General features: G+C 67.3%; 22 protein-coding genes. 9 read left to right on the top strand and 13 right to left on the bottom strand.

What is annotated here, in order from left to right:
- Nucleotides 1-138: 138 nt before the first annotated feature.
- Together dapA and AC2IR1_RS02995 are read left to right on the top strand one after the other, a co-directional pair.
- Nucleotides 139-1,026: a 4-hydroxy-tetrahydrodipicolinate synthase gene (dapA, locus tag AC2IR1_RS03000; protein ID WP_486474798.1), complete on the top strand. Its 888-nt coding sequence runs from the start codon at nt 139-141 to the stop codon at nt 1,024-1,026.
- A 138-nt stretch (nt 1,027-1,164) separates the two neighbouring features.
- Nucleotides 1,165-1,980 (top strand): M90 family metallopeptidase, encoded by an 816-nt coding sequence (locus tag AC2IR1_RS02995; RefSeq protein WP_486474797.1) that lies wholly within the window; start codon nt 1,165-1,167, stop codon nt 1,978-1,980.
- Here AC2IR1_RS02995 and AC2IR1_RS02990 read toward each other — a convergent pair.
- From AC2IR1_RS02990 to smpB, 4 genes are all read right to left on the bottom strand, one after another.
- Nucleotides 1,977-2,564 carry a VOC family protein gene (locus AC2IR1_RS02990; protein ID WP_486474796.1) on the bottom strand — a complete coding sequence of 196 codons (588 nt, stop codon included), beginning with the start codon at nt 2,562-2,564 and terminating at the stop codon, nt 1,977-1,979. The two genes, AC2IR1_RS02995 and AC2IR1_RS02990, sit on opposite strands and share 4 nt — an antisense overlap.
- 173 nt (nt 2,565-2,737) lie before the next feature.
- Entirely contained in the window at nt 2,738-3,922 is a 1,185-nt protein-coding gene (locus AC2IR1_RS02985; RefSeq protein WP_486474795.1) for an amino acid aminotransferase, read from the bottom strand.
- 7 nt (nt 3,923-3,929) lie between these two features.
- On the bottom strand, nt 3,930-4,781 hold the full coding sequence (gene sseA, locus AC2IR1_RS02980) for a 3-mercaptopyruvate sulfurtransferase (protein WP_486474794.1): 852 nt from the start codon (nt 4,779-4,781) through the stop codon (nt 3,930-3,932).
- A 72-nt stretch (nt 4,782-4,853) separates the two neighbouring features.
- Nucleotides 4,854-5,327, bottom strand: coding sequence for an SsrA-binding protein SmpB (gene smpB, locus AC2IR1_RS02975; RefSeq protein WP_486474793.1), 474 nt, complete (start codon nt 5,325-5,327; stop codon nt 4,854-4,856).
- A gap of 161 nt (nt 5,328-5,488) precedes the next feature.
- On the opposite strand from smpB, the gene AC2IR1_RS02970 reads away from it, so the two are divergent.
- The gene (locus AC2IR1_RS02970) at nt 5,489-6,511 is read left to right on the top strand and encodes an NADP-dependent oxidoreductase (protein ID WP_486474792.1); all 1,023 of its coding nucleotides are present in this window, start codon (nt 5,489-5,491) and stop codon (nt 6,509-6,511) included.
- Between the two features lie 92 nt (nt 6,512-6,603).
- On the opposite strand, the gene AC2IR1_RS02965 is transcribed toward AC2IR1_RS02970, so the two are convergent.
- Nucleotides 6,604-7,290, bottom strand: coding sequence for a DsbA family protein (locus AC2IR1_RS02965; protein ID WP_486474791.1), 687 nt, complete (start codon nt 7,288-7,290; stop codon nt 6,604-6,606).
- Between the two features lie 28 nt (nt 7,291-7,318).
- On the bottom strand, nt 7,319-7,828 hold the full coding sequence (locus AC2IR1_RS02960; RefSeq protein WP_486474790.1) for a DUF721 domain-containing protein: 510 nt from the start codon (nt 7,826-7,828) through the stop codon (nt 7,319-7,321).
- A 138-nt stretch (nt 7,829-7,966) separates the two neighbouring features.
- Here AC2IR1_RS02960 and mutY point away from each other — a divergent pair, with 138 nt between their 5' ends.
- Complete coding sequence (gene mutY / locus AC2IR1_RS02955) at nt 7,967-9,031, top strand: A/G-specific adenine glycosylase (protein WP_486474789.1); 1,065 nt, start codon at nt 7,967-7,969, stop codon at nt 9,029-9,031.
- A gap of 28 nt (nt 9,032-9,059) precedes the next feature.
- The gene (locus AC2IR1_RS02950; RefSeq protein ID WP_486474788.1) at nt 9,060-10,196 is read left to right on the top strand and encodes an alkane 1-monooxygenase; all 1,137 of its coding nucleotides are present in this window, start codon (nt 9,060-9,062) and stop codon (nt 10,194-10,196) included.
- Nucleotides 10,197-10,328: 132 nt separating this feature from the next.
- On the opposite strand, the gene AC2IR1_RS02945 is transcribed toward AC2IR1_RS02950, so the two are convergent.
- The 4 genes from AC2IR1_RS02945 to ade form a co-directional block, all read right to left on the bottom strand.
- A complete protein-coding gene (locus AC2IR1_RS02945; RefSeq protein ID WP_486474787.1) occupies nt 10,329-11,384 on the bottom strand; it encodes an acyl-CoA dehydrogenase family protein in 1,056 nt (351 codons plus the stop codon).
- 1 nt (nt 11,385) lies between these two features.
- Nucleotides 11,386-12,570, bottom strand: coding sequence for an acyl-CoA dehydrogenase family protein (locus tag AC2IR1_RS02940; RefSeq protein ID WP_486474786.1), 1,185 nt, complete (start codon nt 12,568-12,570; stop codon nt 11,386-11,388).
- Nucleotides 12,571-12,585: 15 nt separating this feature from the next.
- Entirely contained in the window at nt 12,586-14,682 is a 2,097-nt protein-coding gene (locus AC2IR1_RS02935; RefSeq protein WP_486474785.1) for a 3-hydroxyacyl-CoA dehydrogenase NAD-binding domain-containing protein, read from the bottom strand.
- Between the two features lie 119 nt (nt 14,683-14,801).
- Nucleotides 14,802-16,502 carry an adenine deaminase gene (ade, locus tag AC2IR1_RS02930; RefSeq protein ID WP_486474784.1) on the bottom strand — a complete coding sequence of 567 codons (1,701 nt, stop codon included), beginning with the start codon at nt 16,500-16,502 and terminating at the stop codon, nt 14,802-14,804.
- 128 nt (nt 16,503-16,630) lie between these two features.
- Between ade and AC2IR1_RS02925 the strand changes: the two genes are divergently transcribed.
- Both AC2IR1_RS02925 and AC2IR1_RS02920 read left to right on the top strand, forming a co-directional pair.
- Nucleotides 16,631-17,320, top strand: a complete 690-nt coding sequence (locus AC2IR1_RS02925) for a fumarylacetoacetate hydrolase family protein (RefSeq protein WP_486474783.1) — start codon at nt 16,631-16,633, stop codon at nt 17,318-17,320.
- A 163-nt stretch (nt 17,321-17,483) separates the two neighbouring features.
- Nucleotides 17,484-18,020, top strand: coding sequence for a TetR/AcrR family transcriptional regulator (locus AC2IR1_RS02920; RefSeq protein ID WP_486474782.1), 537 nt, complete (start codon nt 17,484-17,486; stop codon nt 18,018-18,020).
- 75 nt (nt 18,021-18,095) lie between these two features.
- Here the strand turns inward: AC2IR1_RS02920 and recO are convergent, their stop codons facing one another.
- On the bottom strand, nt 18,096-18,866 hold the full coding sequence (gene recO, locus AC2IR1_RS02915) for a DNA repair protein RecO (protein ID WP_486476364.1): 771 nt from the start codon (nt 18,864-18,866) through the stop codon (nt 18,096-18,098).
- On the opposite strand from recO, the gene AC2IR1_RS02910 reads away from it, so the two are divergent.
- A complete protein-coding gene (locus AC2IR1_RS02910) occupies nt 18,865-19,545 on the top strand; it encodes a Pr6Pr family membrane protein (RefSeq protein ID WP_486474781.1) in 681 nt (226 codons plus the stop codon). The two genes, recO and AC2IR1_RS02910, sit on opposite strands and share 2 nt — an antisense overlap.
- Before the next feature lie 27 nt (nt 19,546-19,572).
- Here AC2IR1_RS02910 and AC2IR1_RS02905 read toward each other — a convergent pair whose 3' ends face one another.
- On the bottom strand, nt 19,573-19,902 hold the full coding sequence (locus tag AC2IR1_RS02905) for a DUF1491 family protein (protein WP_486474780.1): 330 nt from the start codon (nt 19,900-19,902) through the stop codon (nt 19,573-19,575).
- Nucleotides 19,903-20,040: 138 nt separating this feature from the next.
- Here AC2IR1_RS02905 and AC2IR1_RS02900 point away from each other — a divergent pair, with 138 nt between their 5' ends.
- Entirely contained in the window at nt 20,041-20,229 is a 189-nt protein-coding gene (locus tag AC2IR1_RS02900; protein WP_486474779.1) for a hypothetical protein, read from the top strand.
- A 179-nt stretch (nt 20,230-20,408) separates the two neighbouring features.
- Here AC2IR1_RS02900 and era read toward each other — a convergent pair whose 3' ends face one another.
- Nucleotides 20,409-21,317, bottom strand: a complete 909-nt coding sequence (era, locus tag AC2IR1_RS02895) for a GTPase Era (RefSeq protein WP_486474778.1) — start codon at nt 21,315-21,317, stop codon at nt 20,409-20,411.
- Nucleotides 21,318-21,342: the final 25 nt, after the last annotated feature.

The raw sequence follows: 21,342 nt of genomic DNA, 5'->3' as shown, positions 1-21,342 counted from the left end.
TTTTGGCCCCGTTCCGAGAGTATGCGACACCGACGATAGACCGCCGTCCCCGTCTCTCAACTCACATATACGGCAGGACGGTTTCACCCCCGGGTCCGCGCGAAATTCCGCCACCCGCCACGATAGAAGGAGCGTGTCATGTTCAACGGGTCGATTCCCGCCCTGGTCACGCCGTTCAAGGACGGCGAGCTGGATCTGGTGACGCTCAAGAAACTCGTGGACCGGCACGTCGATCAGGGTTCGAACGGCATCGTGCCCGTCGGCACCACCGGCGAATCGCCCACCCTGTCGCTGCGCGAACATGAACTGGTCGTCGAAGAAGTGGTCAAATATGCCGCCGGCCGCATTCCGGTGATCGCCGGTGCTGGCGCCAACAACACCGCCGAAGGCATCCGCCTGATCAAGCACGCCGCCGAAGTCGGCGCCGATGCCGCGCTGGTGGTGACGCCCTACTACAACAAGCCGACCCAGGCCGGGCTGATCGCGCATTTCACCGCCATGCACGACGCCGCCGACCTGCCGATCGTGATCTACAACATCCCCGGCCGCTCCGTCGTCGACATGACGCCCGCGACCATGGCCGAACTGGCCAAGCTGCCGCGTATCATCGGGGTCAAGGATGCCACCGGCAAGCTGGATCGCGTGGCCTTCCAGCGCATGCTCTGCGGCGCCGACTTCTGCCAGCTGTCCGGTGAGGACGCGACCGCCGTCGGCTTCAACGCCATGGGCGGCGTCGGCTGCATCTCCGTCACCGCCAACGTCGCGCCGAAGCTCTGCGCGGAAATGCAGGCGGCGACGCTGGCCGGCGACTACGCCAAGGCGCTGGAATACCAGGACCTGCTGCTGCCCCTGCACGAGGCGATCTTCCTCGAACCCGGCGTCTCCGGCGCAAAGTTCGCCATGTCGGAACTGGGCCTGTGCTCCGCCGAGGTGCGCCTGCCCCTGCTGGAAGTCTCCGACCCGGTGAAGGAAAAGATCCGCGCAGCGATGCGTCACGCCGGCCTTTACGAGGCCGCCGCCGCCTGAGGCGCGCGCCCGACCCGATCATGAAAAGGCCGTCCATCAGGGCGGCCTTTTTCCTGTCCCGGTTGTCTTTCCGCCGCCGATGTCTAGGTAGGTTGCGACCTCGCTGTCGATCTATCCAGTGCCGATGAAGGTGGCCCGATGAACGCATTTCTGCTGACCGTTTTGGCCCTGGGCGCTGTCGCGGAACTGTGGCTGCTCTGGCGCCGCCGTCGCCGCACCGCGCGCCTGTCCGCCCCGTTGTCGGCCGAACAGCGCGCCATCATCGCCCGCCTCGTCCCGCTGACACGTCACCTGCCGCAGGACCTGCAGGTGCCACTGGAACGCGCGATCAGGACCTTCCTCGAACAGGTCGACTTCACCGGCTGCAACGGCCTGCAGGTGACCGATGAAATGCGCCTGTCGATCGCGGCTCAGGCCAGCCTGCTCGTCGTGAAGAACCACTGCTGGTATCACGGGCTGACCAACGTGCTGATCTATCCCGGCGCCTTCCGGTCGAAGCTGCGGGAACATGACGGCTACGTCGTGACGGAGCACGAGGCGGTCCGCAGTGGCGAAAGCTGGTCCCGGGGGCCGGTGGTCCTCTCCTGGGCGGATGCCCGGCAGGGGGCGGAAGACGCCCACGACGGCCACAACGTTGTCTTCCACGAATTCGCCCACCAGCTCGACGATCTCTCCGGCGCGACCGACGGCATGCCCGCCCTCGCCCCCGGCCACGACCGCGAAAAATGGCGCCATGTCTTCGACGAGGCCTATCCCCAGCACCTTTACCGGGTCGAAAACCTCAAGCAGACCTATTTCGATCCCTATGGCGCCGAGGGCCCGCAGGAGTTCTTCGCCGTCGCGGTCGAAGCCTTCTTCGAGACCCCGCACCACGTCCGCGAACATGCACCCCTGGTCTACGAACAGCTGTCCCGCTTCTTCCGGCTCGATCCGGCCAGCTGGCGACAGCCCTAGCGCCGGTAGGGATCGGCGGGCGCGCGGCTGTCGGACAGCGTGCCCGTGGACCGCTCCACGATCAGTTCGATCGCATCAGCCAGATGCTCCTCGGCGATGTTGTAATCGCCCCGGGCCACGCGGATCCTGTGCGCCTCCAGCAGGACCTCGGAATGGGTCGATCCCTCCGGCGGGAAGAACTTGTAGCTCGCCAGTTCGATCAGCAGGCCCAGCGGATCCTTGAAGTAGATCGAATCCATGAAGCCGCGGTCCTTCACCCCCGAATGCTTGATCCCGCGGTCATCCAGCCGCTTCACCACCTGGGCAAAGGTCGCGGCGGAGACGTTGAAGGCCAGGTGATGCACGCAGCCGGGATCGGTTGGGGTGCGCTTGTGCACCGGCCCGCGTTCCTCGTTGGTGAAGATCGTGATCAGCCGCCCGTCGCCGGGATCGAAGTACAGATGCCCCTGGTTCGGATCGTCCAGGTTCGGCTGGTCGAAGACGAAGGGCATGCCCAGCACCCCCTCCCAGAAATCGATACTCGTCTGGCGGTCCGCCCCCGTCAGGGTGATGTGATGTACCCCCTGGACCTGAATCTTGCGCATGTCTGGATCCTCCGCTGCTTGAACGAAGGGTCGGCCAGCATCGCCCGCCGGTCAATGGCCCAGGCGCAGGGTCACCTGCCCGAGGACGCACAACCAATGAAAAGAGGCCCCGCCGCAAAGCGACGGGACCCCCAGGTCATGCTCAACTCAGAAGATCTGGCCAGAACGCCGGATCAGACGCCAGCGTCGACGATCGCCTTGGCCAGCACCGGCACGCTTTCGGTGTTCAGGCCCGCGATGTTCATGCGCGAATCGCCCACCATGTAGATGCCGCTGTCCGTGCGCATCTTCTCCACGAACTCGGGCGCGCAGCCCAGGCGGGAGAACATGCCACGGTGGTTCGCGATGAAGGCAAAGCGATCGGTGTTGGTCAGCCGCTGCAGCTCTGCCGCCAGCTGTTCCCGCAGGCCCAGCATCGACAGGCGCACCTCTTCCAGCTCGTCCATCCACATCTTCTTCAGCTCGGCATCGCCCAGGATCGTCGCCACGATGCGCGCGCCGTGGTCCGGCGGGAAGGAGTAGTTCTGGCGGTTCAGGTAGGCCAGGGTGCCCTGGGCGACCTTGGTCTTCGCCGCATCGGCGGACACCGCCATAAGCAGGCCGGTGCGTTCGCGGTAGATGCCGAAGTTCTTGGAGCAGGACGCCGCGATCAGGCATTCCGGAACCGAGGAGGCCACCAGCCGCGTGCCCGCGGCATCGGCGTCCAGGCCGTCACCGAAGCCCTGGTAGGCGATGTCGATCATCGGGATCGCTTCCTTGGCCTTCAGCACCTCGACGACCTGTTTCCACTGCGGCAGCGACAGGTTGGCGCCGGTCGGGTTGTGGCAGCAGCCGTGCAGCAGCACCACGTCGCCCTGGCGCAGGGACTGCAGGTCGGCGATCATGCCGGCGAAGTCCACGCCCTTGGTCTCCGCATCGAAGTAGCGGTAGGGGATCGTCTCGATGTTCAGGTACTTCAGGATCGACAGGTGGTTCGGCCAGGTCGGGTCGGACACGAAGACGCGGGCGTTCGGGTTGGCCATCTTGATCATCTCGAAGGCCTGACGCACGGCGCCGGTGCCACCGGGGGTGGTCACGGCGGCAACCTTCTCTGCCGCGACGGCCTCACCCAGGACCAGGTCCCGCATGCCGGCGACAAACATCGGCTCCCCGGCCAGGCCGGTGTAGGCCTTGGTGGTCTGATCTTCCCAGATCTTCTTCTCGGCGGCCTTCACCGCCTTCATCACCGGGGTGACGCCCTGCGCATTCTTGTAGACACCGACGCCCAGGTCGACCTTCTGCTCGCGCGGGTCGGCCTTGTACATCTCCATCAGCATCAGGATCTTGTCGGCGGGTTGTTCCTTGAGGTTCTCGAACATCTCTCTCTCACTCTCCGGTGGCCACGGGCAGGGTGGGGAAGGCCCCCCACTCGGTCCAGGAGCCGTCGTAAATCGCATGGTCGGTCTTGCCCATCCGCTCCAGCGCCAGCGCCAGAACGCAGGCGGTCACGCCCGACCCGCAGGAGGCAATGACGGGCCTGGACAGATCGACCCCGGCCCCTTCGAAGATCGCACGGATTTCCTTGGGGGATTTCATCGTCTTGTCGGCATTGAGCAGGTCGGTGTAGGGCACGTTCTTCGACCCGGGGATATGGCCGGACCGCAGGCCCGCACGCGGTTCCGGAACCCTGCCCTGGAACCGTTCGGCCGCGCGGGCATCGACGATCTCGTAGTCGCCCAGCTTTGCCGCGGCGCTGACCTGGGTCACATCCTTGATCATCTGGTTCTGCCGGCGCACCGTCATGTGGCGATCGCGGATCACCGGATCCAGGTCCTCCACCGGGCGGCCCTCGGCCAGCCACTTGACCAGGCCACCGTCCAGGACGGCCACGTCGAACTGGCCCATCAGGCGGAAAGTCCACCAGACGCGCGCGGCGGAAAACAGGCCCTGGCTGTCATAGACGACCACCTGGTGACCATCGCCCACGCCCATGGCGCGCAGCCGGGACATGAACTTTTCCACCGTCGGTGCCATGTGCGGCAGCTCCGACCGCTGGTCGCTGATCTCATTGATGTCGAAGAAGCGGGCGCCGGGGATATGCGCCTCTTCATATTCGCGCTTGGCGTCGCGATCGGTGCCGGGCAGGAAGGTGCTTGCATCGAGGATCCGCAGGTCGGGATCCTTCAGATGCTCCGCCAGCCAGTCCGTCGATACCAGAATCCGCGGGTCGTCCTGCATCTCAGCGCACCTCTCCGTTTGGAAACGCAAATTCCCTAGCCGTCCGGGCACCGCAGCGCAAGTGAAAGCCCGTCAGTGCTGTTCTTTCAGCAACCTCTGCTTCTGCCGGTTCCAATCCCGCTTGGCAGAGGTCTCCCGCTTGTCATGGGCCTTCTTGCCCTTGGCGATGCCGATCTTGATCTTCGCCATGCCACGGTGGTTGAAGTAGAGCACCAGCGGCACAAGGGTCATCCCCTCCCGCTGCGTGGCCTTCCACAGGTCCGCCAGCTCCTTGCGGGAACACAGCAGCTTGCGCCGCCGCCGTTCCTCGTGGCTGAACATGGCCCGCTCGTAGGGCGCGATGTAGGAGTTCACCAGCCAGAGCTCTCCGTTTTCCACCGCCGCGTAGCTGTCGGCGATGTTGGACTGGCCGGTACGCAGGCTCTTCACCTCCGACCCCATCAGCTGGATGCCACACTCCAGATCGTCCTCGATCGAATAATCGAAACGCGCACGCCGGTTCTCGGCGATCACCTTGTAATTCGGATTCTCTGGTTTCTTGGCCATGGTCGCGCCTCTTTACACAAGCGAAGGGGGCAGGTCCATCGCGGGCTTGCCCGCAAGGCGGCCCGCCCCTCCGCCTGAATTCTTGCGGAAACAAATTCCGCCTTGCGGTCAGCCTCCGGATGTCAGAGCTTCAATCTGTACCCGAAGCGGAGAATTTCAAGATGACCGACACCTGCCAACGCATCGTTCTGGCCAGCCGCCCCGACGGTTTCCCCACGGATGCCAACTTCCGCCTGGAAGACGCCCCCCTGCCCGCCCTTGCCGAAGGGCAGCTGCTGGTCCGGGTGACCCACCTGTCGCTCGATCCCTACATGAGGGGCCGCATGGATGACGCCGCCAGCTACGCCGCCCCGCAGGAGCTTGACCAGACCATGGTCGGCGGCGCCGTGGGCGAAGTGCTGGAAAGCCGCGACCCGGGCTTTGCGCCGGGCGATCTGGTCTTCGGCATGTTCGGCTGGTGCAGCCACGCCGTGCACCCCGCCGCCCAGTGCCGCAAACTCGACCCCGACCTGCCGCCTTCCACCGCGCTTGGCGTGCTGGGGATGCCCGGCTTCACCGCCTGGTCGGGGCTGGCGGCCTATGGCAAGCTGGCCCAGGGCGAAACCCTGGCGGTCGCGGCGGCCACCGGCCCCGTCGGCTCCATGGTCGGTCAGCTGGCCCGCCGCGCGGGGCTGCGCGCCGTGGGCATTGCCGGCGGAGAGCAGAAATGCGACATCGCCACCGGCACCTTCGGCTTCGATGCCTGCATCGATCACCGCGCCCATGCCGATGCCCGCACCATGCGCGAAGCCCTCGCGGCGGAATGCCCCTCCGGCATCGACGTCTACTTCGAAAATGTCGGGGGCAAGGTCCTGGGCGGCGTGCTGCCGCTTATGAACCTGCACGGTCGGATCATCGTCTGCGGCATGATCGCCTGGTACTCTGGCGAGGCGGATGAAACCGGCGCCATCCCGCTGCAGAAGGTCTGGCGCATGGCGCTGGTGAAGCGGCTGACGATCCAGGGCCTGCTGCAGACCGATCACACCGCCCGCTTCGGAGAGTTCCTGGCAGAGGTCACGCCGCTGGTGAAGTCCGGCGAGATCGCCTACCTCGAAGACACCGCCACCGGGCTGGAAAACACGCCTGCCGCCTTCTTCTCGATGCTGAAGGGCGGCAATACCGGCAAGCAGGTGGTGCAGCTCTGATCCCGCGGGACAGCCGTCGCAACAAACGAAAAGGGCCCCGCCGCAAGGCGAGGCCCTTCCTGTCCGAAGACGGGCTGTCCGAAGATCGGCGATCAGCCTTCCAGCTTGGCATCCAGGATCGACTTGAAGTCGGCCCAGGCCATGTTGGAATGCGTCTCGCCGTCGATGACAAAGCTCGGCGTGCCGGTGATGCCGTCGGCATTGGCGTTCTTCTGGTACCAGGCGGTCAGGGCGGTGGCCTTGTCCATGTCGTTCAGGCACTCTTCCATCGCCTCGTCGCTCAGCCCGGCAACGCGGCCGACCTTGCGCAGGTTGTCCGCGATCTCCGCCTCGGACTTGGCGCCGCGCAGCCAGGTGTCCTGCGTTTCGTAGAACATGTCGGCCAGGCCGAAGAACTTGGCGGGGTCGCAGCGCGCGATCATCGCGGCCCACAGGCCGTAACGGTCGAAGTAGACATCGCGGTAGACGAACTTCACCTTGCCGGTGTCGATGTACTGCGACTTCAGGTTCTCCCACGAAGTCTCGTGCCAATGCGCGCAGTGCGGGCAGGTGAAGGAAGCATATTCCATCACGGTCACGGGCGCGTTCTCGTCGCCCAGGACCATTTCGGTGATGCCGCCGGTGTCGACGTCCGACGCCGCCGCGCCGCCGCCGGTGGACACCGGGGAGGAAGCGGTATCGGCCAGCGCCTCTTCCGGCTGGCTCATGAGGAAGTATCCACCGCCGGCGACGGCGATGACAGCGGCCGCGCCGCCTCCGATGACGAACCTGCGATCCATGAGGTCTGCGTCCTTTCTCAACTGCAATTCAGGTGTTCTGAGTTTTCAATACGTTTCGGCCCAGCCGTTCCAGGGCTGCGCGCAGCCCCTCGTCGTGGACGCCGTCGGCGGCCACATGGGCCTTCTCGACCAGCACCGGATCGGCGGGCGGTTCCTCGGGCGGCGGCTGGCGCCGTTCGAACTGGACCTGCCCCTCGCTGAACCCGGTGGGGGCCGTCTGGGTGATGCGCACCTTGGAAATGGCGTTGTAGCCGTAGACCGAGTTCACCTTGGCCCGCAGCTTCTCCTTCTCCATCTCCAGCACCGGCGCATGCGCCCCGGTGGTCAGCAGTACCAGCGTGGCCCCCATGGCGCCGCGCCCGTACTTCACTTCGACCGGACGGGCCATCGCCGCGATATCGGCACCCGCGACCTCTTCCCAATGCGTCAGCAGCTTGGACACGGCAAAGCCACGCGCTTCTCCGGCCTTGCGGATCCGCGTCTCCAGCAGGCCGTAGGTCCGCTTGAAGCCATAGGTGGTGGTCGCGCGTCGCGCCATCTGTCGGGCCTTTCTTCGGCCAGGGGCGGCCCTTTCACGGGCCGGAGGGTTGCATCCGGTCTTGCCGCACTATTCTAGTCAGCGAAACCCCGCATGCCAGAGGAAAGGCCCGGGGGCAGAGGCAACGAGGCATAAAGAATGCGTGAAACGGCGCAAGCGGAACAGCTGCTTTCCTGGTACGACCGCCACGCGCGGCAGATGCCCTGGCGCACCGGTCCGGCCGACCGGGCTGCCGGGGTCATCCCCGAACCCTACCACGTCTGGCTGTCCGAAGTCATGCTTCAGCAGACGACGGTGGCCGCCGTGCGCGAATATTTCACCCGTTTCACAACGCTCTGGCCCACCGTGACAGATCTCGCCGCCGCCGAGGATGCCCGCGTCATGGGCGAATGGGCGGGGCTGGGCTATTACGCCCGCGCCCGCAACCTGCTGAAATGCGCCCGCGTGGTGGTCTCCGATCACGGCGGCCGCTTCCCCGACACCCTGGACGGGCTGCGCGCCCTGCCCGGCATCGGCCCCTACACGGCGGCCGCCATCGCCTCCATCGCCTTCGACCGGCCCGAAACCGTGGTGGACGGCAATGTCGAACGGGTCATGGCCCGGCTCTTCGACATCCACACGCCCCTGCCCGCCGCCAAGCCGGAGCTGACGGAAAAAGCCGCGCTGATGACCCCGGCCACCCGCCCCGGCGACTACGCCCAGGCGGTGATGGACCTCGGCGCCACGATCTGCACGCCCCGCTCGCCCGCCTGCGGCATCTGCCCCTGGGTCGCCCCCTGCGCCGCCCGCGCGGCGGGCACCGCCGCGGAACTGCCGAAGAAGACCCCGAAGAAACCCAAGCCCACCCGCACCGGCATGGCCTATATCGCCCGGCGCGAGGACGGCGCCTTCCTGCTGGAAACCCGCCCCGACCGCGGGCTCCTGGGCGGCATGCTCGGCTGGCCCGGCTCCGACTGGGCGGAGGAAACGCCGCCGCACGACCCGCCCCTGGATGCCGACTGGCAGGAACTCCCGGCCCAGGCGCTGCACACTTTCACCCACTTCCACCTGAAGCTGCGGGTCTCCATCGCCCGCGTGCCCCGGGGCGCCAACCCGCACCGGGGCAGCTTCCTGCCCCCTGCGTCCTTCCGCCCCTCCGATCTGCCCACCGTGATGCGAAAGGCGTTTGACCTCGCGCGGGACCGGCTTCTAGACATGGAGTGACGCGCGCTTAAGGCCGGGAGGGCCTCCCATGACCGCATCTGCCGACATCTCCCGTTTCACCGCCGCGGCGCCCTTCTGGCTCTCGCTGCTGATGGTGCCCCTGGTGGCGATCGGCGCGGTCTGCGGCGGCTGGACGGTGCTCCTCGTGCCGCTCTACGGCATCGGGCTCTTCTCCGTCCTCGACCGCCTGCTGGGGCTGAACACCGAAAACGCCGACACCGACACACCGGAGGCCGATCTCTTCTGGTACCGCGCCATCACGCTGATCTGGGCGCCGGTGCAGTTCGTCACCCTCTTCTGGGTGATCTGGTACACCCGGCGCACCGACACGCTGGGCCTGCTGGAGGTCATCGTGCTCTTCTACGGGGTCGGCCTGATGACCGGCGCCATCGGCATCGTCTACAGCCACGAACTGATGCACCAGAGGAACCGGACGGAGCGCTGGCTGGCGGATATCCTGCTGTCGATGGTGCTCTATTCCCACTTCCGCACCGAACACCTGCTGGTGCACCACGTCTCGGTCGGCACGCCGAAGGACGCCGTCACCGCCCGCTACAACGAAAGCTTCCCGCATTACTTCGCCCGCGTCCTGCGCGACTGCCCCCGCTCCGCCTGGGCCGCCGAAACGTCACGGCTGAAGAAGCGCGGCCTCTCCGCCCTCGATCGCCGCAACCCCTTCTGGCGCTACGGCGCGCTGCAACTGGTGATGCTGCTCATCGCGCTGCTGATCGGCGGCCTGCCGGGGCTCTTCCTCTTCCTCTACCAGGCCTTCGTCGCGGTCTGGATGCTGGAGCTGACGAACTACGTCGAACACTACGGCCTGACGCGGAAGTACCTCGGGAACGGGCGCTTCGAACACGTCAAGCCGCACCACAGCTGGAACGCCTCCCACACGGCAACGAACTGGCTGCTGATCAACCTGCAGCGCCATTCGGACCACCACTACAAGCCCGACCGCCGCTTCCCCCTGCTGCAGACCTACGGCAACGGCGAGGCCCCGGACCTGCCCCACGGCTATCCGCTGATGACGGTCATGGCGATGATCCCGCCGCTCTGGCGCCGCCGGATGAACCCCCGCGTGCGCCTCTGGCGGAAGATGTACTATCCCGAAATCACCGACTGGGCGCCCTACAAGTCAGGTCGCCACGAGGGGCTGTCCGGGTAGGGGGCTCTGCCCCCCGCCTGCGGCTCCCCCCGGAGTATTTTCAGCCATCGAATGGAGAAAGGGGCCCGCGCATCTGGCGGGCCCCGCTCTTTCAGTTTGCCGGCGAGGTCGCGGCGGCGGGGCGGGCCGCCTTCACGCCGCCATCACGCGGGACAGGTGGTAATCCGTATCCCCCAGCTGGGCGTCGATCATCACCAGCCGCTTGGCGTAATGCGAGCCGGGATATTCCCAGGTCATGGCGATGCCGCCATGCATCTGGATCGCCTCCTCCGCCACCAGCCGGCCCGCCCGGCCGATCAGATTCTTCGCCATCGAGGCATAGCGGGAGGCCTCCGCCCCTCCCAGTTCCGCCGCCGCGCGGATGGTGATGGACCGGGCCTGCTCGATCTCGGTCAGCATGTCGACGGCGCGGTGCTGCAGCGCCTGGAAGCTGCCGATGGTCACACCGAACTGTTTGCGGGTCCGCAGGTATTCCAGCGTCATCGCATGCAGAACATCCATGGCGCCGACCGCCTCGGCACAAAGCGCGACGATCCCCGCATTCACCGCGTCTTCCAGCGCTGCCCCCGCGTCAGGCAGCACAAGCCGCGCGGGCGTGTCTTCCAGCACCACCTCCGCCGCGCCGCCGCCGTCGATCATGGCATAACCCGTGACAGATGCCGCGCCGGCCTCCACCTCGAAGAGCGCCACGCCCCCCTCCAGCTTTGCCGCCACCAGAAGCCGGTCCGCCGCCTGTCCGCCATAGACCACCGACTTGCGCCCGTTCAGCAGGTAGACCCCGCCCGAGGCCACCGCATCGGTGGCGATCTGCGCCGCATCGTACCAGGCGTCGATCTCCCCGATCGCCACGGCGTATTTCACCGCGCCCGACAGCAGATCCTCCGGCACGTCCCGGCCCAGCAGGCGCGCGGCCAGCGCCGCCCCCAGCACCGGCTCGGGGCAGAGCGCGCCGCCAAGCGCCTCGAAGACCACCGAAAGGTCGAACCCCGTGCCGCCAAAGCCCCCCGCTTCTTCCGGCGCCAGGGCAAAGAGCATGCCCAGCTCCGACAGACCCTCCCAATGGGCCTGCGAATGGAAGGGCGCGGCATAGGCCGCCTTGTTGCGCGCCTCCACCGGGTATTTCTCCCGCAGGTAGCGGGTCAGGCTGTCCGACAGCATCTGCCGGTCCTCGGTCAGATCGAAATCCATGTCACAGCTCCAGCATGGTCTTGGTCAGGATGTTCCGCTGGATCTCGTTCGATCCACCGAAGATCGAGGTCTTGCGGTTGTTGAAGTAGCGCGCGGCATTGTTCGCGGCCTCCTCCGGCGCGGGCGCCAGGTTGGCCGAGAGCATCCCCGGGAAGGGCGCCGCTGCGGGGCCGAGCGCGCGCCGTGCCAGGTCCTTCAGCTCCTGCGCGATCACCGTGCCCTTGATCTTCAGGATCGAGGTCTCGGGCCCCGGCGCGCCCTGTTTCTGCGCCTTGTAGAGCATGCGCAGGTTGGTGATCTTCATCGCCTCCAGGTCGATCTCCGCCTGGGCCACGCGGGCGGCAAAGAGCGGATCCTCGATCAGCGGGCGGCCATGGCGTTTCACCTGCCGCGCCAGCGCCTTGACCTCCTCCAGCGACTGCATCGAGAAGCCTACGCCGGCGATATTGGTGCGTTCATGGGTCAGCAGGAACTTGGCGATGGTCCAGCCCATGTTCTCCTCCCCCACCAGGTTCGCGGCCGGCACGCGCACATCGGTGAAGAAGACCTCGTTCACCTCATGCCCGCCCTCGATCAGCTTGATCGGACGCATCTCGATGCCCGGCGTGTCGAGGTCGACGAGGATGAAACTGATCCCCTTCTGCTGCTTCACCTCCGGATCGGTCCGCACGAGGCAGAAGATCATGTTGGCGTGCTGCCCCAGCGTGGTCCAGGTCTTCTGGCCGTTGATCACGTAGTCATCGCCGTCCCGCACCGCGCGGGTCTTCAGGCTGGCAAGGTCGGACCCGGCGCCGGGCTCCGAATAGCCCTGGCACCACCAGTCCTCCCCCGACAGGATGCGCGGCAGGTATTCCGCCTGCTGGGCCTTGCTGCCGAACTTCATCAGCACCGGCCCCAGCATGGCCAGGCCGAAGGGCACCACGCGCGGCGCATAGGCGCGGCAGGCCTCTTCCTCGAAAATGTGCCGCTGCACCGGCGACCAGCCCGGCCCGCCGAATTCCACCGGCCAGGTCGAGGCCAGCCAGCCCTTCCCGTTCAGGATCGCATGATAGCGGTCCATGATCTCCTTGGTCAGCTCGCCGCCATTGCGCACGGCGGTGCTGATCTCCTCCGGCAGGTTGGCGGCGAAGAAGGCGCGCACCTCCTCGCGGAACGCCTGCTCCTCGGCGCTGAAACTCAGATCCATCTGCTCCCCCTTGACTTAGGACTTGTTGAGATCGGCAAAGCTGGTGCCGTCATGGGCCATGCGGGCCAGCAGCGGGGGCACCTGCCAGTACTGCGGGTCCTCCCCGGCATAGCGCGTGATCCGGGCCACGATCTCCGCCGCGCCCAGGGTGTCGGCGTAATGCAGCGGCCCGCCCCGGAACCGGGGGAAGCCGTAGCCGAAGAGGAAGACCATATCGACATCCAGCGGCCGCTTCGCCGTGCCGTCCCCGACCACGCGGGCGGCCTCGACGATCATCGCGGTCATGTAGCGTTCCACGATTTCCGCGTCGGTGAAGGCCCGGGGCGTGATGCCCTTCTCGGCCCGCACCGCGTCGATGATCCCCGCGACCTCCGGATTGGGCACCGGCGCACCGGACCCGTAAAGGTAATAGCCCTGCCCGGTCTTGCGCCCGAACCAGCCCCGTTCGCAGATCCGGTCGGCGATATCGCCCGCGTAACGCTCCGCCGGATCGCGATCCGCCGCCTTGCGCTTGCGCGTGGCCCATCCGATGTCCAGCCCCGCCAGGTCGCTGACCTTGTAGGGCCCCATGGCAAAGCCGAATTCTTCCAGCGCGCGGTCGACCTGCTGGGGCGAGGCGCCGTCCAGCACCAGATAGCCCGAGCACAGCCCGTAATGCGCCAGGATCCGGTTGCCGATGAACCCGTCACAGACCTGCGCCAGCACGCCCACCTTCTTCAGCCGCTTCGCCAGGGCAAAGCCGGTCGCCAGCGCATCGGGCGCCGTCGCCGCCCCCTGCACGATCTCCAGCAGGCGCATCACATGGGCCGGGCTGAAGAAATGCAGGCCCAGCACGTCGCCCGGACGGCTGGTCGCCGCCGCGATCTCGTTGATGTCGAGGTAGGAGGTGTTGGAGGCCAGCACCGCCCCCGGCTTGCAGATCCTGTCGAGCTTGCCGAAGATCTCGCGCTTCACGCCCATCTCCTCGAACACGGCCTCGATCACCATGTCGACCCCAGCCAGCGCCTCCAGCGCCAGCGCGGGGGTCAGCCGTTCCAGCGCCGCCTCCCGCGCGGCTGCGCTCATCTTGCCGCGCTTCACCGCGCCGTCGAGGTTCTTGCCGATGGTGGCCACGCCCCGGTCCAGCCCCTCCTGCGCCAGTTCGACCAGCGTCACGGTCAGCCCGGCGGCCAGACAGGCCGTGGCGATCCCCGACCCCATGGTGCCGCCGCCGATCACGCCGACATGTTCGACCTCCCGCACGGGTCCCCTGGCTTCGGGGATGTTCGACACCGCGCGCTCGCCAAAGAAGGCGTGGATCAGCCCCGCGCGCTGCGGCGTCTCCATGCAGTCGAGGAAGCACTGCCGCTCCACCTTCATCCCCTCGGGCAGGGGCAGGTGGCAGGCGGCAATGGCATCGACGCATTTGCCCGGGTTCACCAGATGCGGGCTCTTCGCCTGTGCCGCGGCCCTGGCGTCTTCCAGCACCTGCGCATCGTAATCCGCCACCAGCTGATCGGTCCGCCGCACCGGCAGATCGCCCGCGATGACCGCCTTCGCCATCTCCAGCGCCACTTCGCGCGGGGTGCCTTCGACCACGCGGTCGATGGCCCCAGCGGCGGCGGCCTCCTCCACCGGCACCTGCCGACCCGACAGCGACATGTCGAGCGCGAAGGGGATCCCCGCCAGGCGCGGCAGGCGCTGCGTCCCGCCCGCGCCGGGCAGCAGCCCGATCAGGACCTCCGGCAGGCCGACCTTCGATCCCGCGATCGCCACCCGGGCGTGGCAGCACAGGCCCAGCTCGAACCCGCCGCCCAGGGCCGTGCCATGCATCACGGCAATGACCGGGATCGCGCTCTGTTCGATCACGTCGAAGACGTCCGGCAGGATCGGCGCCTGCGACGGCTTGCCGAATTCCCGGATATCCGCCCCCGCCATGAAGGTCCGCCCGGCGCACCAGATGGCAATCGCCTTCGCCTCGCCCGCCGCGTTCAGCGCGCGCACCGCTTCGACCAGCCCGACCCGCACCGCGTGGCCGCTGGCATTCACCGGCGGATTGTCGATGCAGACCAGCGCCACCTCGCCCACGATCTCGGTCGTGACGACGCCCTCTCCGATCACCCCATCAGGCATGAAACCCCTCCCTGTCTCGCACACGGCCTCCCCGCCGCGCGCCTCTCGGGGGCGAGGTTAGGCCGTCACGGGGGACGGGTCAATATTTGCGGAAAACATTTCCGCACCGCGAAATCAGGTCAGGAGATGATCTCGAACTTCACCACGTCCACCATGCCCCGGTCGGTGATCTTCAGCGCCGGGATCACCGGCAGCGCCAGGAAGGCCAGCTGCAGGAAGGGTTCTTCCAGGGTCACGCCCAGCCCGGCGGCGGCGGCACGCAGATCGACCAGCGCGTCGCGCACCACCTCGAAGGGTTCCAGGCTCATCAGCCCCGCCACCGGCAGCGCCACCTCGGCCAGGACCTTGCCCCCCTCGACCACGACGAATCCCCCCTCGATCTCCCCCAGCCGGTTCGCGGCCAGGGCCATGTCGTCGTAATCGGCGCCGACACAGGCGATGTTGTGATGATCGTGGCAGACGGTCGATGCGATGGCGCCGCGCTGCAGCCCGAACCCCTTGACGAAGCCGGTGGCGATATTGCCGTTCCTGCCATGCCGTTCGACCACCGCGATCTTGATCAGGTCGCGGGCGATATCGGGCCGCTTGTCGCCATCTACGATGGCAATGTCCTCATGCAGGTGCTCGGTGATGATCCGCCCCTCGACGATGCCGATCACGTCGGTCTCCTCGTGGTTGGCCGAGGTGCGGAAATTCGCACCCGTGACCTTGCGCGCCTTCACCGAATGGCGGCCCACCGGCGCGATCACCTCCCGCGCGGCAAAGGCCGCATCGTCGACCACCTCGCCGCCCGCCAGGACCATCTCCGCCCGGCACTGCGCCGGATCGTCCAGCACGACGATATCGGCCCGCTTGCCCGGCGCGATCTGGCCGCGATCCTTCAGGCCAAAGGCCTCCGCCGCCGACAGGCTCGCCGCGCGGTAGACCGCCAGCGGCGGGCAGCCCAGCCGGATCAGCTCCCGGATCATGTAATCCAGATGCCCGTGCTCCCCGATGTCCAGCGGGTTGCGGTCATCGGTGCACAAGCACATGTAGGCGCTGGTGATATCGGTCAGCAACGGCTGCAGCGCATGCAGGTCCTTCGACACCGACCCTTCCCGGATCAGCACCCGCATCCCCTTCTGCAGCTTCTCCCGCGCCTCCTCGGCCGTGGTCGCCTCATGCTCGGTCCGGATCCCGGCACTGACATAGGCGTTCAGGTCCCGGCCCGTCAGCTGCGGACAATGGCCGTCGATATGCTCGCCCTCGAACAGCGCCAGCTTGTCCATGCAGCCCGGGTCGCGAAAGATCACGCCGGGGTAGTTCATGAACTCCGCCAGCCCGATCCCCTGCGGATGGCCCTTCAGCGGCGCCAGATCCTCGGCGTTGATCTCCGCCCCGGCGGTCTCCATGTGCGAGGAGGGCACGCAGGACGACAGGTTCACCCGGATATCCATCAGCGTCCGCGTCGCCGCCTCCTGGAAATACCGGATCCCCGGCACGCCGATCACGTTGGCGATCTCGTGCGGATCGCAGATCGCCGTGGTCACCCCGCGCGGGCCGACGCAGCGGTCGAACTCGAAAGGCGTCACCATGGAGCTTTCGATGTGCAGATGCGTGTCGATGAATCCCGGGACCAGCAGCTTGCCGGTCACGTCGATCTCCCGCTTGCCCTCGTAGGTCTCTCCGATGCCCACCACGCGATCGCCGCAGATCGCGACATCCCCCGGCACCTCCAGCCCCGTCACCATGTCCCAGACCCGGCCGCCCTTCAGCACCAGGTCGGCGGGCGCATCACCGCGCCCCTGTGTGATCATCTCGGATAGGGTTTCGCGGCTCATGGCAACACCTCCTTCGGTTTCTCCCAGAAAGCCAGTTCCTGCCGCCCAAGTCCAGAAAGCGCAAGCGCGCACCGCTTGCGGGACGCCGCGCCGCCCGCTACCCATTCCGCAACGCGAAAGGACCGCCCATGCCGCTCTTCGACCTGCCCCCCATTCCCGACCTGCCCGTCATCGGCCAGACCGAAGGCTATCCGGTGCGCCGCATCTTCTGCGTCGGGCGCAACTACGCCGCCCATGCAGCCGAAATGGGCAACGAGGTGCCGGAGCAGCCCTTCTACTTCACCAAATCGCCCGCCAACATGCGCTTCACCGGCGCCGCCCTGCCCTACCCGGCCGGCACCACGGACTTCCACCACGAGGTGGAGCTTGTCGTGGCCCTCGGCGCGCCCCTCTTCCACGCCACGCCACAGGAAGCCGCCACCGCCGTCTACGGCTACGGCACCGGCCTCGACATGACCCGCCGCGACCTGCAGATCGCCGAGCGGAAGAAGCAGCGGCCCTGGGACCTGGGCAAGGATGTCGAAGGCGGCACCGTCCTGTCGCCGCTCGTGCCCGCCAGCGAAACCGGCCCGCTTGCAGGCCGCCGGATCACCCTTCAGGCCGATGGCAAAATGCGCCAGTCCTCCACCCTCGACCTGATGATCCACGACGTGCCCGCGCTGCTGTCGCACCTCTCCGGCTACTACGCCCTGGGGCCCGGCGATCTCCTCCTCACCGGCACGCCGGAGGGAGTCGGCCCCGTCTCCCCGGGCATGATTTTGACCGGAGGGATTACGGACCTTCCGGAGGTAAAATTGCATATTTTACAGGCGAAGTGAGCGCTAACCTGACGCTCAAGCGCGTCCGCGAAAGCGCTCCCAGCCAAAAGGTGTGGCAAAGATTCGCCTATTGTGACGCTGAGGCAGGAAAGACTTCCCCGCTTTAAGCTTGATCCCAATGTCGTGATTGTCGCTCATCATTTGCTCCGCTAGGTAGTGACCCATGAGTAAACGGTCACGACTTTCCCCCGACGACTGGCTTCGCGCCGGTCTGCAAGCCCTCAGCGCCGCCGGTCCGGAGGCCCTGAAAGCTGAACCCCTTGCGCGCTCTCTGGAGACGACCAAGGGGTCCTTCTACTGGCACTTCCCGGATGTTCCGGCATTTCGCCAGGCCCTGCTCCAGTTCTGGGGCGACGAAGCTGGAAGCGCTCCCGCCGAAGCGCCTTCGGACAAGACGGAAGCGGTCGCGCTGCTGCACAAGCTGATGCGCGAAGGCTATTCCGAGGATCCCGCCGCCGAAAGCGCCATGCGCGCCTGGGCCCGCACCGATGCTGCCGCCGCCGAAACGCTGGCCCAGATCGACGCGACGCGGCTGGACCACCTGCAGGACCTGCTGAACCGCATCGGGGTCGCCAACCCCCAGATCGCACGCCTCCTCTACGCCTCCCAGATCGGCATCGGCCAGATCAGCGGCGCCGACGAGGCGGAAAACACCAAGGCGCTCGATACGCTGGTCGATCTGGTCCTCGCCCTGCGCTGACGCGCCGGGCTCCCCTTCAACCCCCTCAACGGCAAAGATGTACGCCACCAGGGCTGGGCCTCCCCCAGGGCCGGCTCAGCCCCCGACCTTCCCCGCCGCCGCGCCTTCGACAGGCCCCGCGGCAACCCGTCGCGCGATCTGCCGCATCAGCCGCGCCCGCGCATCGGGAACGGGCTTCGTGCCCAGCTCCGGCGCCAGGTGGTTCTCCAGGAAATGCCCGGTGACCCGCAGCGCCTCCAGCACCTCCGCATCCGACGCATCGCCCTCGCCCCGCAGCACCGGCGGCAGCGGCAGCAGCCGGTCGGCATAGTCCCCCGCCCCTGCCCGCGTCACCGCCCGCCCCGTCCGGGGGGAGATATAGGCCAGCCCCTCGACCGCGCCGGTCACGGCGCAGCTCGTCAGGTCCAGGCCGAACCCGGTATCCTCCAGCAGCGCCATTTCCCACCTCAGGTAGGCCAGCGGCCACAGCTCGCCCTGCTCCATCAGGTCCAGCAACTGTTCGGTCAGGGTATAGAGCCGCCCATGCGCCTCCCGCTCCGGCAGGGCAAAGCACAGCAGGGCACAGACGGCGCCCAGCCCGGCCAGCGCCAGCCGGTCGCCCAGGCTCTGCGCCGCGCGGGACCGTACGGGTTCGACGGTGAAGGTGCCCAGCTGGTCTTCCAGCCGCGCGCGCCATGCGATGTCCAGCTGCGCCCCCGGCTGCAGCACCGGCGCCAGCCTGCGGGAGGAACCGCCCCGGATCAGCCCCGCGTGGCGCCCCCGGCCCGGCGTGAACACATCCGCGATCGCCGCACTTTCTCCGTGCGGACGGACAGATAACAGGATCCCTTCCTCGCGCCATTCCATGCCGGTCATCATCGGCGGGCTTGCGGCCCGGGGCAAGATGGCGCAGCTTCCCGGCATGGATTTTCGCTCAAATACCCTGTCCGCCTCCGCCCTTTTCGCGGCCCGGCTGATCGCGCTCCTGGCGCTCGCCGCAGTGGCTGCACAATACGTCGTCACCTCCGGCGACCGGCCCGGCGATACGCCGCCGCAGGTCGCCTGGCACATGCTGCGCTACTTCACCATCCTGACCAGCCTCGCCACGCTGCTCAGCTTCGCGGCCATGGGGGTGTCGCGCCGCGCGCTCGGCGGGTGGTGGCTGGGCGGGCTGGCCCTGTGGGAAGTGATGACCGGCCTCGTCTACCACCTGTTGCTCGCGACGGAGCGGGACGGCCTCGCGCTCATCGCCGACCACGGGCTGCACAGCGTCCTGCCGGTGGTCACCTTCGCCTGGTGGGCGGGCTTTGCGCGCAAGACCCGGGTGCGCCTGTCCTGGGCCGTCAGCTGGCTGATCTGGCCCGCGCTCTACATCGTCTACGCCCTGCTGCGGGGCCGCGCTGACGGCACCTACCCCTACTTCTTCCTCGATCCGGGCGAAGTCCGCTGGGATGGGGTCGCCGTCTGGTCCGGCATGGTCGGCCTGGGCTTCCTGGCCGGTGGCATCGTCCTGGCCGTCCTGGCCCGGGTGATCCGCAGGACCTGAGCAGACCAGCCCGAACCAAATCGGGCCTCAGTCCGCCAGCCCCGGCTGATCCAGCAAATGCCGCCCCTGCCGGTCCTCCACCTCGATCACCCAAAGATCGGGGTCAAAGCCGCGCTGGCGATCGGCGGCATCATCCACCTCGCGCTCGCCGCCCTCCGACAGGACGATCCAGCGCCTTTCGCCGGTCATCAGGTCGAAACTGCGCTGGTACAGCACCGCCTGACCATCCAGGGTGTTCATCTTGACCAGAACCGCGCCCGCCTGGTCATCGCCATGGGCCACGACAAAGGCCGGGATCCCCTCGATCCTCAGCCGCGCCAGGTAGGCATCCACCCAGATCCGTGCCGTCAACCGCATCGCATGTTCCTTTCCGAAGGCCACCCCGCTTCCGGGCAACTTCGCCTTTCTTTCGGCTCATTCCCGGCCTAGCCTGCCTCCCGACAGACCGCAAGAACGCCCCCAGAACGCCCCCAAGAACACCCCGGACCGCGCCGCATGCCCATTCCCGCCCTGATCCTGATCCTTCTCGGCATCGCCGCCTCGGCCAGCTTCTTCACCGGCCTGGTGCCCGGCCTCAGGGGCGCGGGCCTGCATGCCGCAGGCGCCATGCTGTTGCTCGTCGGCGTGACCTGGTGGCGCATCGTGGCCCGCCTGCGCGCACACCGCGCCGCCCGCGACAGCTGACACCCCATCTCGGGGCCCCATACCAAGACTCGCCACAAGGCACCCCGGCCCACCCATTTTCTGGCTGAAAATATCCGCGGGGGGAGGCGTCCGCAGGACGCCGGGGGGCAAGGCCCCCCTTTGAAGCGCCCCAGGCCAAATCCCCTACGGCTAGGACTCTGCCCGCCGGCTTCGCCGCCTCAGGTGTTCCCGTCGCGGAAATCGAGCCCCATTTCCGAATAGCGCTCTTTCTCTTCCAGCCAGTTCTCGCGCACCTTCACCTGCAGGAACAGGTGCACCTTGCGGCCCAGGAACTCTTCCAGCTCCTCGCGGGCGGCCTTGCTGACACCCTTGATCGTCTCGCCCTTCTTGCCCAGCACGATGCCCTTGTGGCCGTCGCGCGCGACATAGATGATCTGATCGATCCGCGCCGTTCCGTCCTTACGCTCCTCCCAGTGCTCCGTCTCGACGGTCAGCTGGTAGGGCAGTTCCTGGTGCAGCCGCAGGGTCAGCTTCTCCCGCGTCATCTCGGCCGCGATCATCCGCATCGGCAGATCCGCGATCTGATCCTCGGGGTAAAGCCAGGGGCCCTCCGGCATGACGCCCGCCAGCCACTTGCGCAGATCCTGCACGCCATGGCCCTTCTCGGCGGAGATCATGAAGGTCTCCTCAAAGGGATAAAGCTCGTTCATCCGGCTCGTCAGCGACAGCAACACGGGGCTTTCGACCCGGTCGATCTTGTTGATCGCCAGGGCGACGCGGCGGCCCTTGGCCAGTTCCTGCAGCCCTTCGATGATCCGCTCCACGCCCTCGGTGATGCCGCGATGCGCCTCGATCAGCAGGACGATGACATCGGCATCGGCAGCCCCGCCCCAGGCGGCGGCAACCATGGCACGGTCCAGCCGGCGGCGCGGGCGGAACAGGCCGGGCGTGTCGACGAAGACGATCTGCGCATCCCCCTCCATCGCGACGCCGCGAATGCGGGCGCGGGTGGTCTGCACCTTGTGCGTGACGATCGACACCTTCGCGCCGACCATCCGGTTGGTCAGGGTCGACTTGCCCGCATTGGGCTCTCCGATCAGGGCGACGAAGCCCGCCGATGTGCTCATGGTCTGGTCCTTCAAGCGAAGTGCG

The organism is Pseudooceanicola sp. NS-SX8 (genome assembly GCF_057380755.1).
This window is presented reverse-complemented; position numbering and strand designations above follow the sequence as displayed.

Excerpts from the sequence above, each read along its gene's own strand:
- dapA (WP_486474798.1), top strand. The coding sequence starts at position 139 with ATGTTCAACGGGTCGATTCCCGCCCTGGTCACGCCGTTCAAGGACGGC.
- AC2IR1_RS02995 (WP_486474797.1), top strand. The coding sequence starts at position 1,165 with ATGAACGCATTTCTGCTGACCGTTTTGGCCCTGGGCGCTGTCGCGGAA.
- AC2IR1_RS02990 (WP_486474796.1), bottom strand. The coding sequence starts at position 2,564 with ATGCGCAAGATTCAGGTCCAGGGGGTACATCACATCACCCTGACGGGG.
- AC2IR1_RS02985 (WP_486474795.1), bottom strand. The coding sequence starts at position 3,922 with ATGTTCGAGAACCTCAAGGAACAACCCGCCGACAAGATCCTGATGCTG.
- sseA (WP_486474794.1), bottom strand. The coding sequence starts at position 4,781 with ATGCAGGACGACCCGCGGATTCTGGTATCGACGGACTGGCTGGCGGAG.
- smpB (WP_486474793.1), bottom strand. The coding sequence starts at position 5,327 with ATGGCCAAGAAACCAGAGAATCCGAATTACAAGGTGATCGCCGAGAAC.
- AC2IR1_RS02970 (WP_486474792.1), top strand. The coding sequence starts at position 5,489 with ATGACCGACACCTGCCAACGCATCGTTCTGGCCAGCCGCCCCGACGGT.
- AC2IR1_RS02965 (WP_486474791.1), bottom strand. The coding sequence starts at position 7,290 with ATGGATCGCAGGTTCGTCATCGGAGGCGGCGCGGCCGCTGTCATCGCC.
- AC2IR1_RS02960 (WP_486474790.1), bottom strand. The coding sequence starts at position 7,828 with ATGGCGCGACGCGCGACCACCACCTATGGCTTCAAGCGGACCTACGGC.
- mutY (WP_486474789.1), top strand. The coding sequence starts at position 7,967 with ATGCGTGAAACGGCGCAAGCGGAACAGCTGCTTTCCTGGTACGACCGC.
- AC2IR1_RS02950 (WP_486474788.1), top strand. The coding sequence starts at position 9,060 with ATGACCGCATCTGCCGACATCTCCCGTTTCACCGCCGCGGCGCCCTTC.
- AC2IR1_RS02945 (WP_486474787.1), bottom strand. The coding sequence starts at position 11,384 with ATGGATTTCGATCTGACCGAGGACCGGCAGATGCTGTCGGACAGCCTG.
- AC2IR1_RS02940 (WP_486474786.1), bottom strand. The coding sequence starts at position 12,570 with ATGGATCTGAGTTTCAGCGCCGAGGAGCAGGCGTTCCGCGAGGAGGTG.
- AC2IR1_RS02935 (WP_486474785.1), bottom strand. The coding sequence starts at position 14,682 with ATGCCTGATGGGGTGATCGGAGAGGGCGTCGTCACGACCGAGATCGTG.
- ade (WP_486474784.1), bottom strand. The coding sequence starts at position 16,502 with ATGAGCCGCGAAACCCTATCCGAGATGATCACACAGGGGCGCGGTGAT.
- AC2IR1_RS02925 (WP_486474783.1), top strand. The coding sequence starts at position 16,631 with ATGCCGCTCTTCGACCTGCCCCCCATTCCCGACCTGCCCGTCATCGGC.
- AC2IR1_RS02920 (WP_486474782.1), top strand. The coding sequence starts at position 17,484 with ATGAGTAAACGGTCACGACTTTCCCCCGACGACTGGCTTCGCGCCGGT.
- AC2IR1_RS02910 (WP_486474781.1), top strand. The coding sequence starts at position 18,865 with ATGCCGGTCATCATCGGCGGGCTTGCGGCCCGGGGCAAGATGGCGCAG.
- recO (WP_486476364.1), bottom strand. The coding sequence starts at position 18,866 with ATGGAATGGCGCGAGGAAGGGATCCTGTTATCTGTCCGTCCGCACGGA.
- AC2IR1_RS02905 (WP_486474780.1), bottom strand. The coding sequence starts at position 19,902 with ATGCGGTTGACGGCACGGATCTGGGTGGATGCCTACCTGGCGCGGCTG.
- AC2IR1_RS02900 (WP_486474779.1), top strand. The coding sequence starts at position 20,041 with ATGCCCATTCCCGCCCTGATCCTGATCCTTCTCGGCATCGCCGCCTCG.
- era (WP_486474778.1), bottom strand. The coding sequence starts at position 21,317 with ATGAGCACATCGGCGGGCTTCGTCGCCCTGATCGGAGAGCCCAATGCG.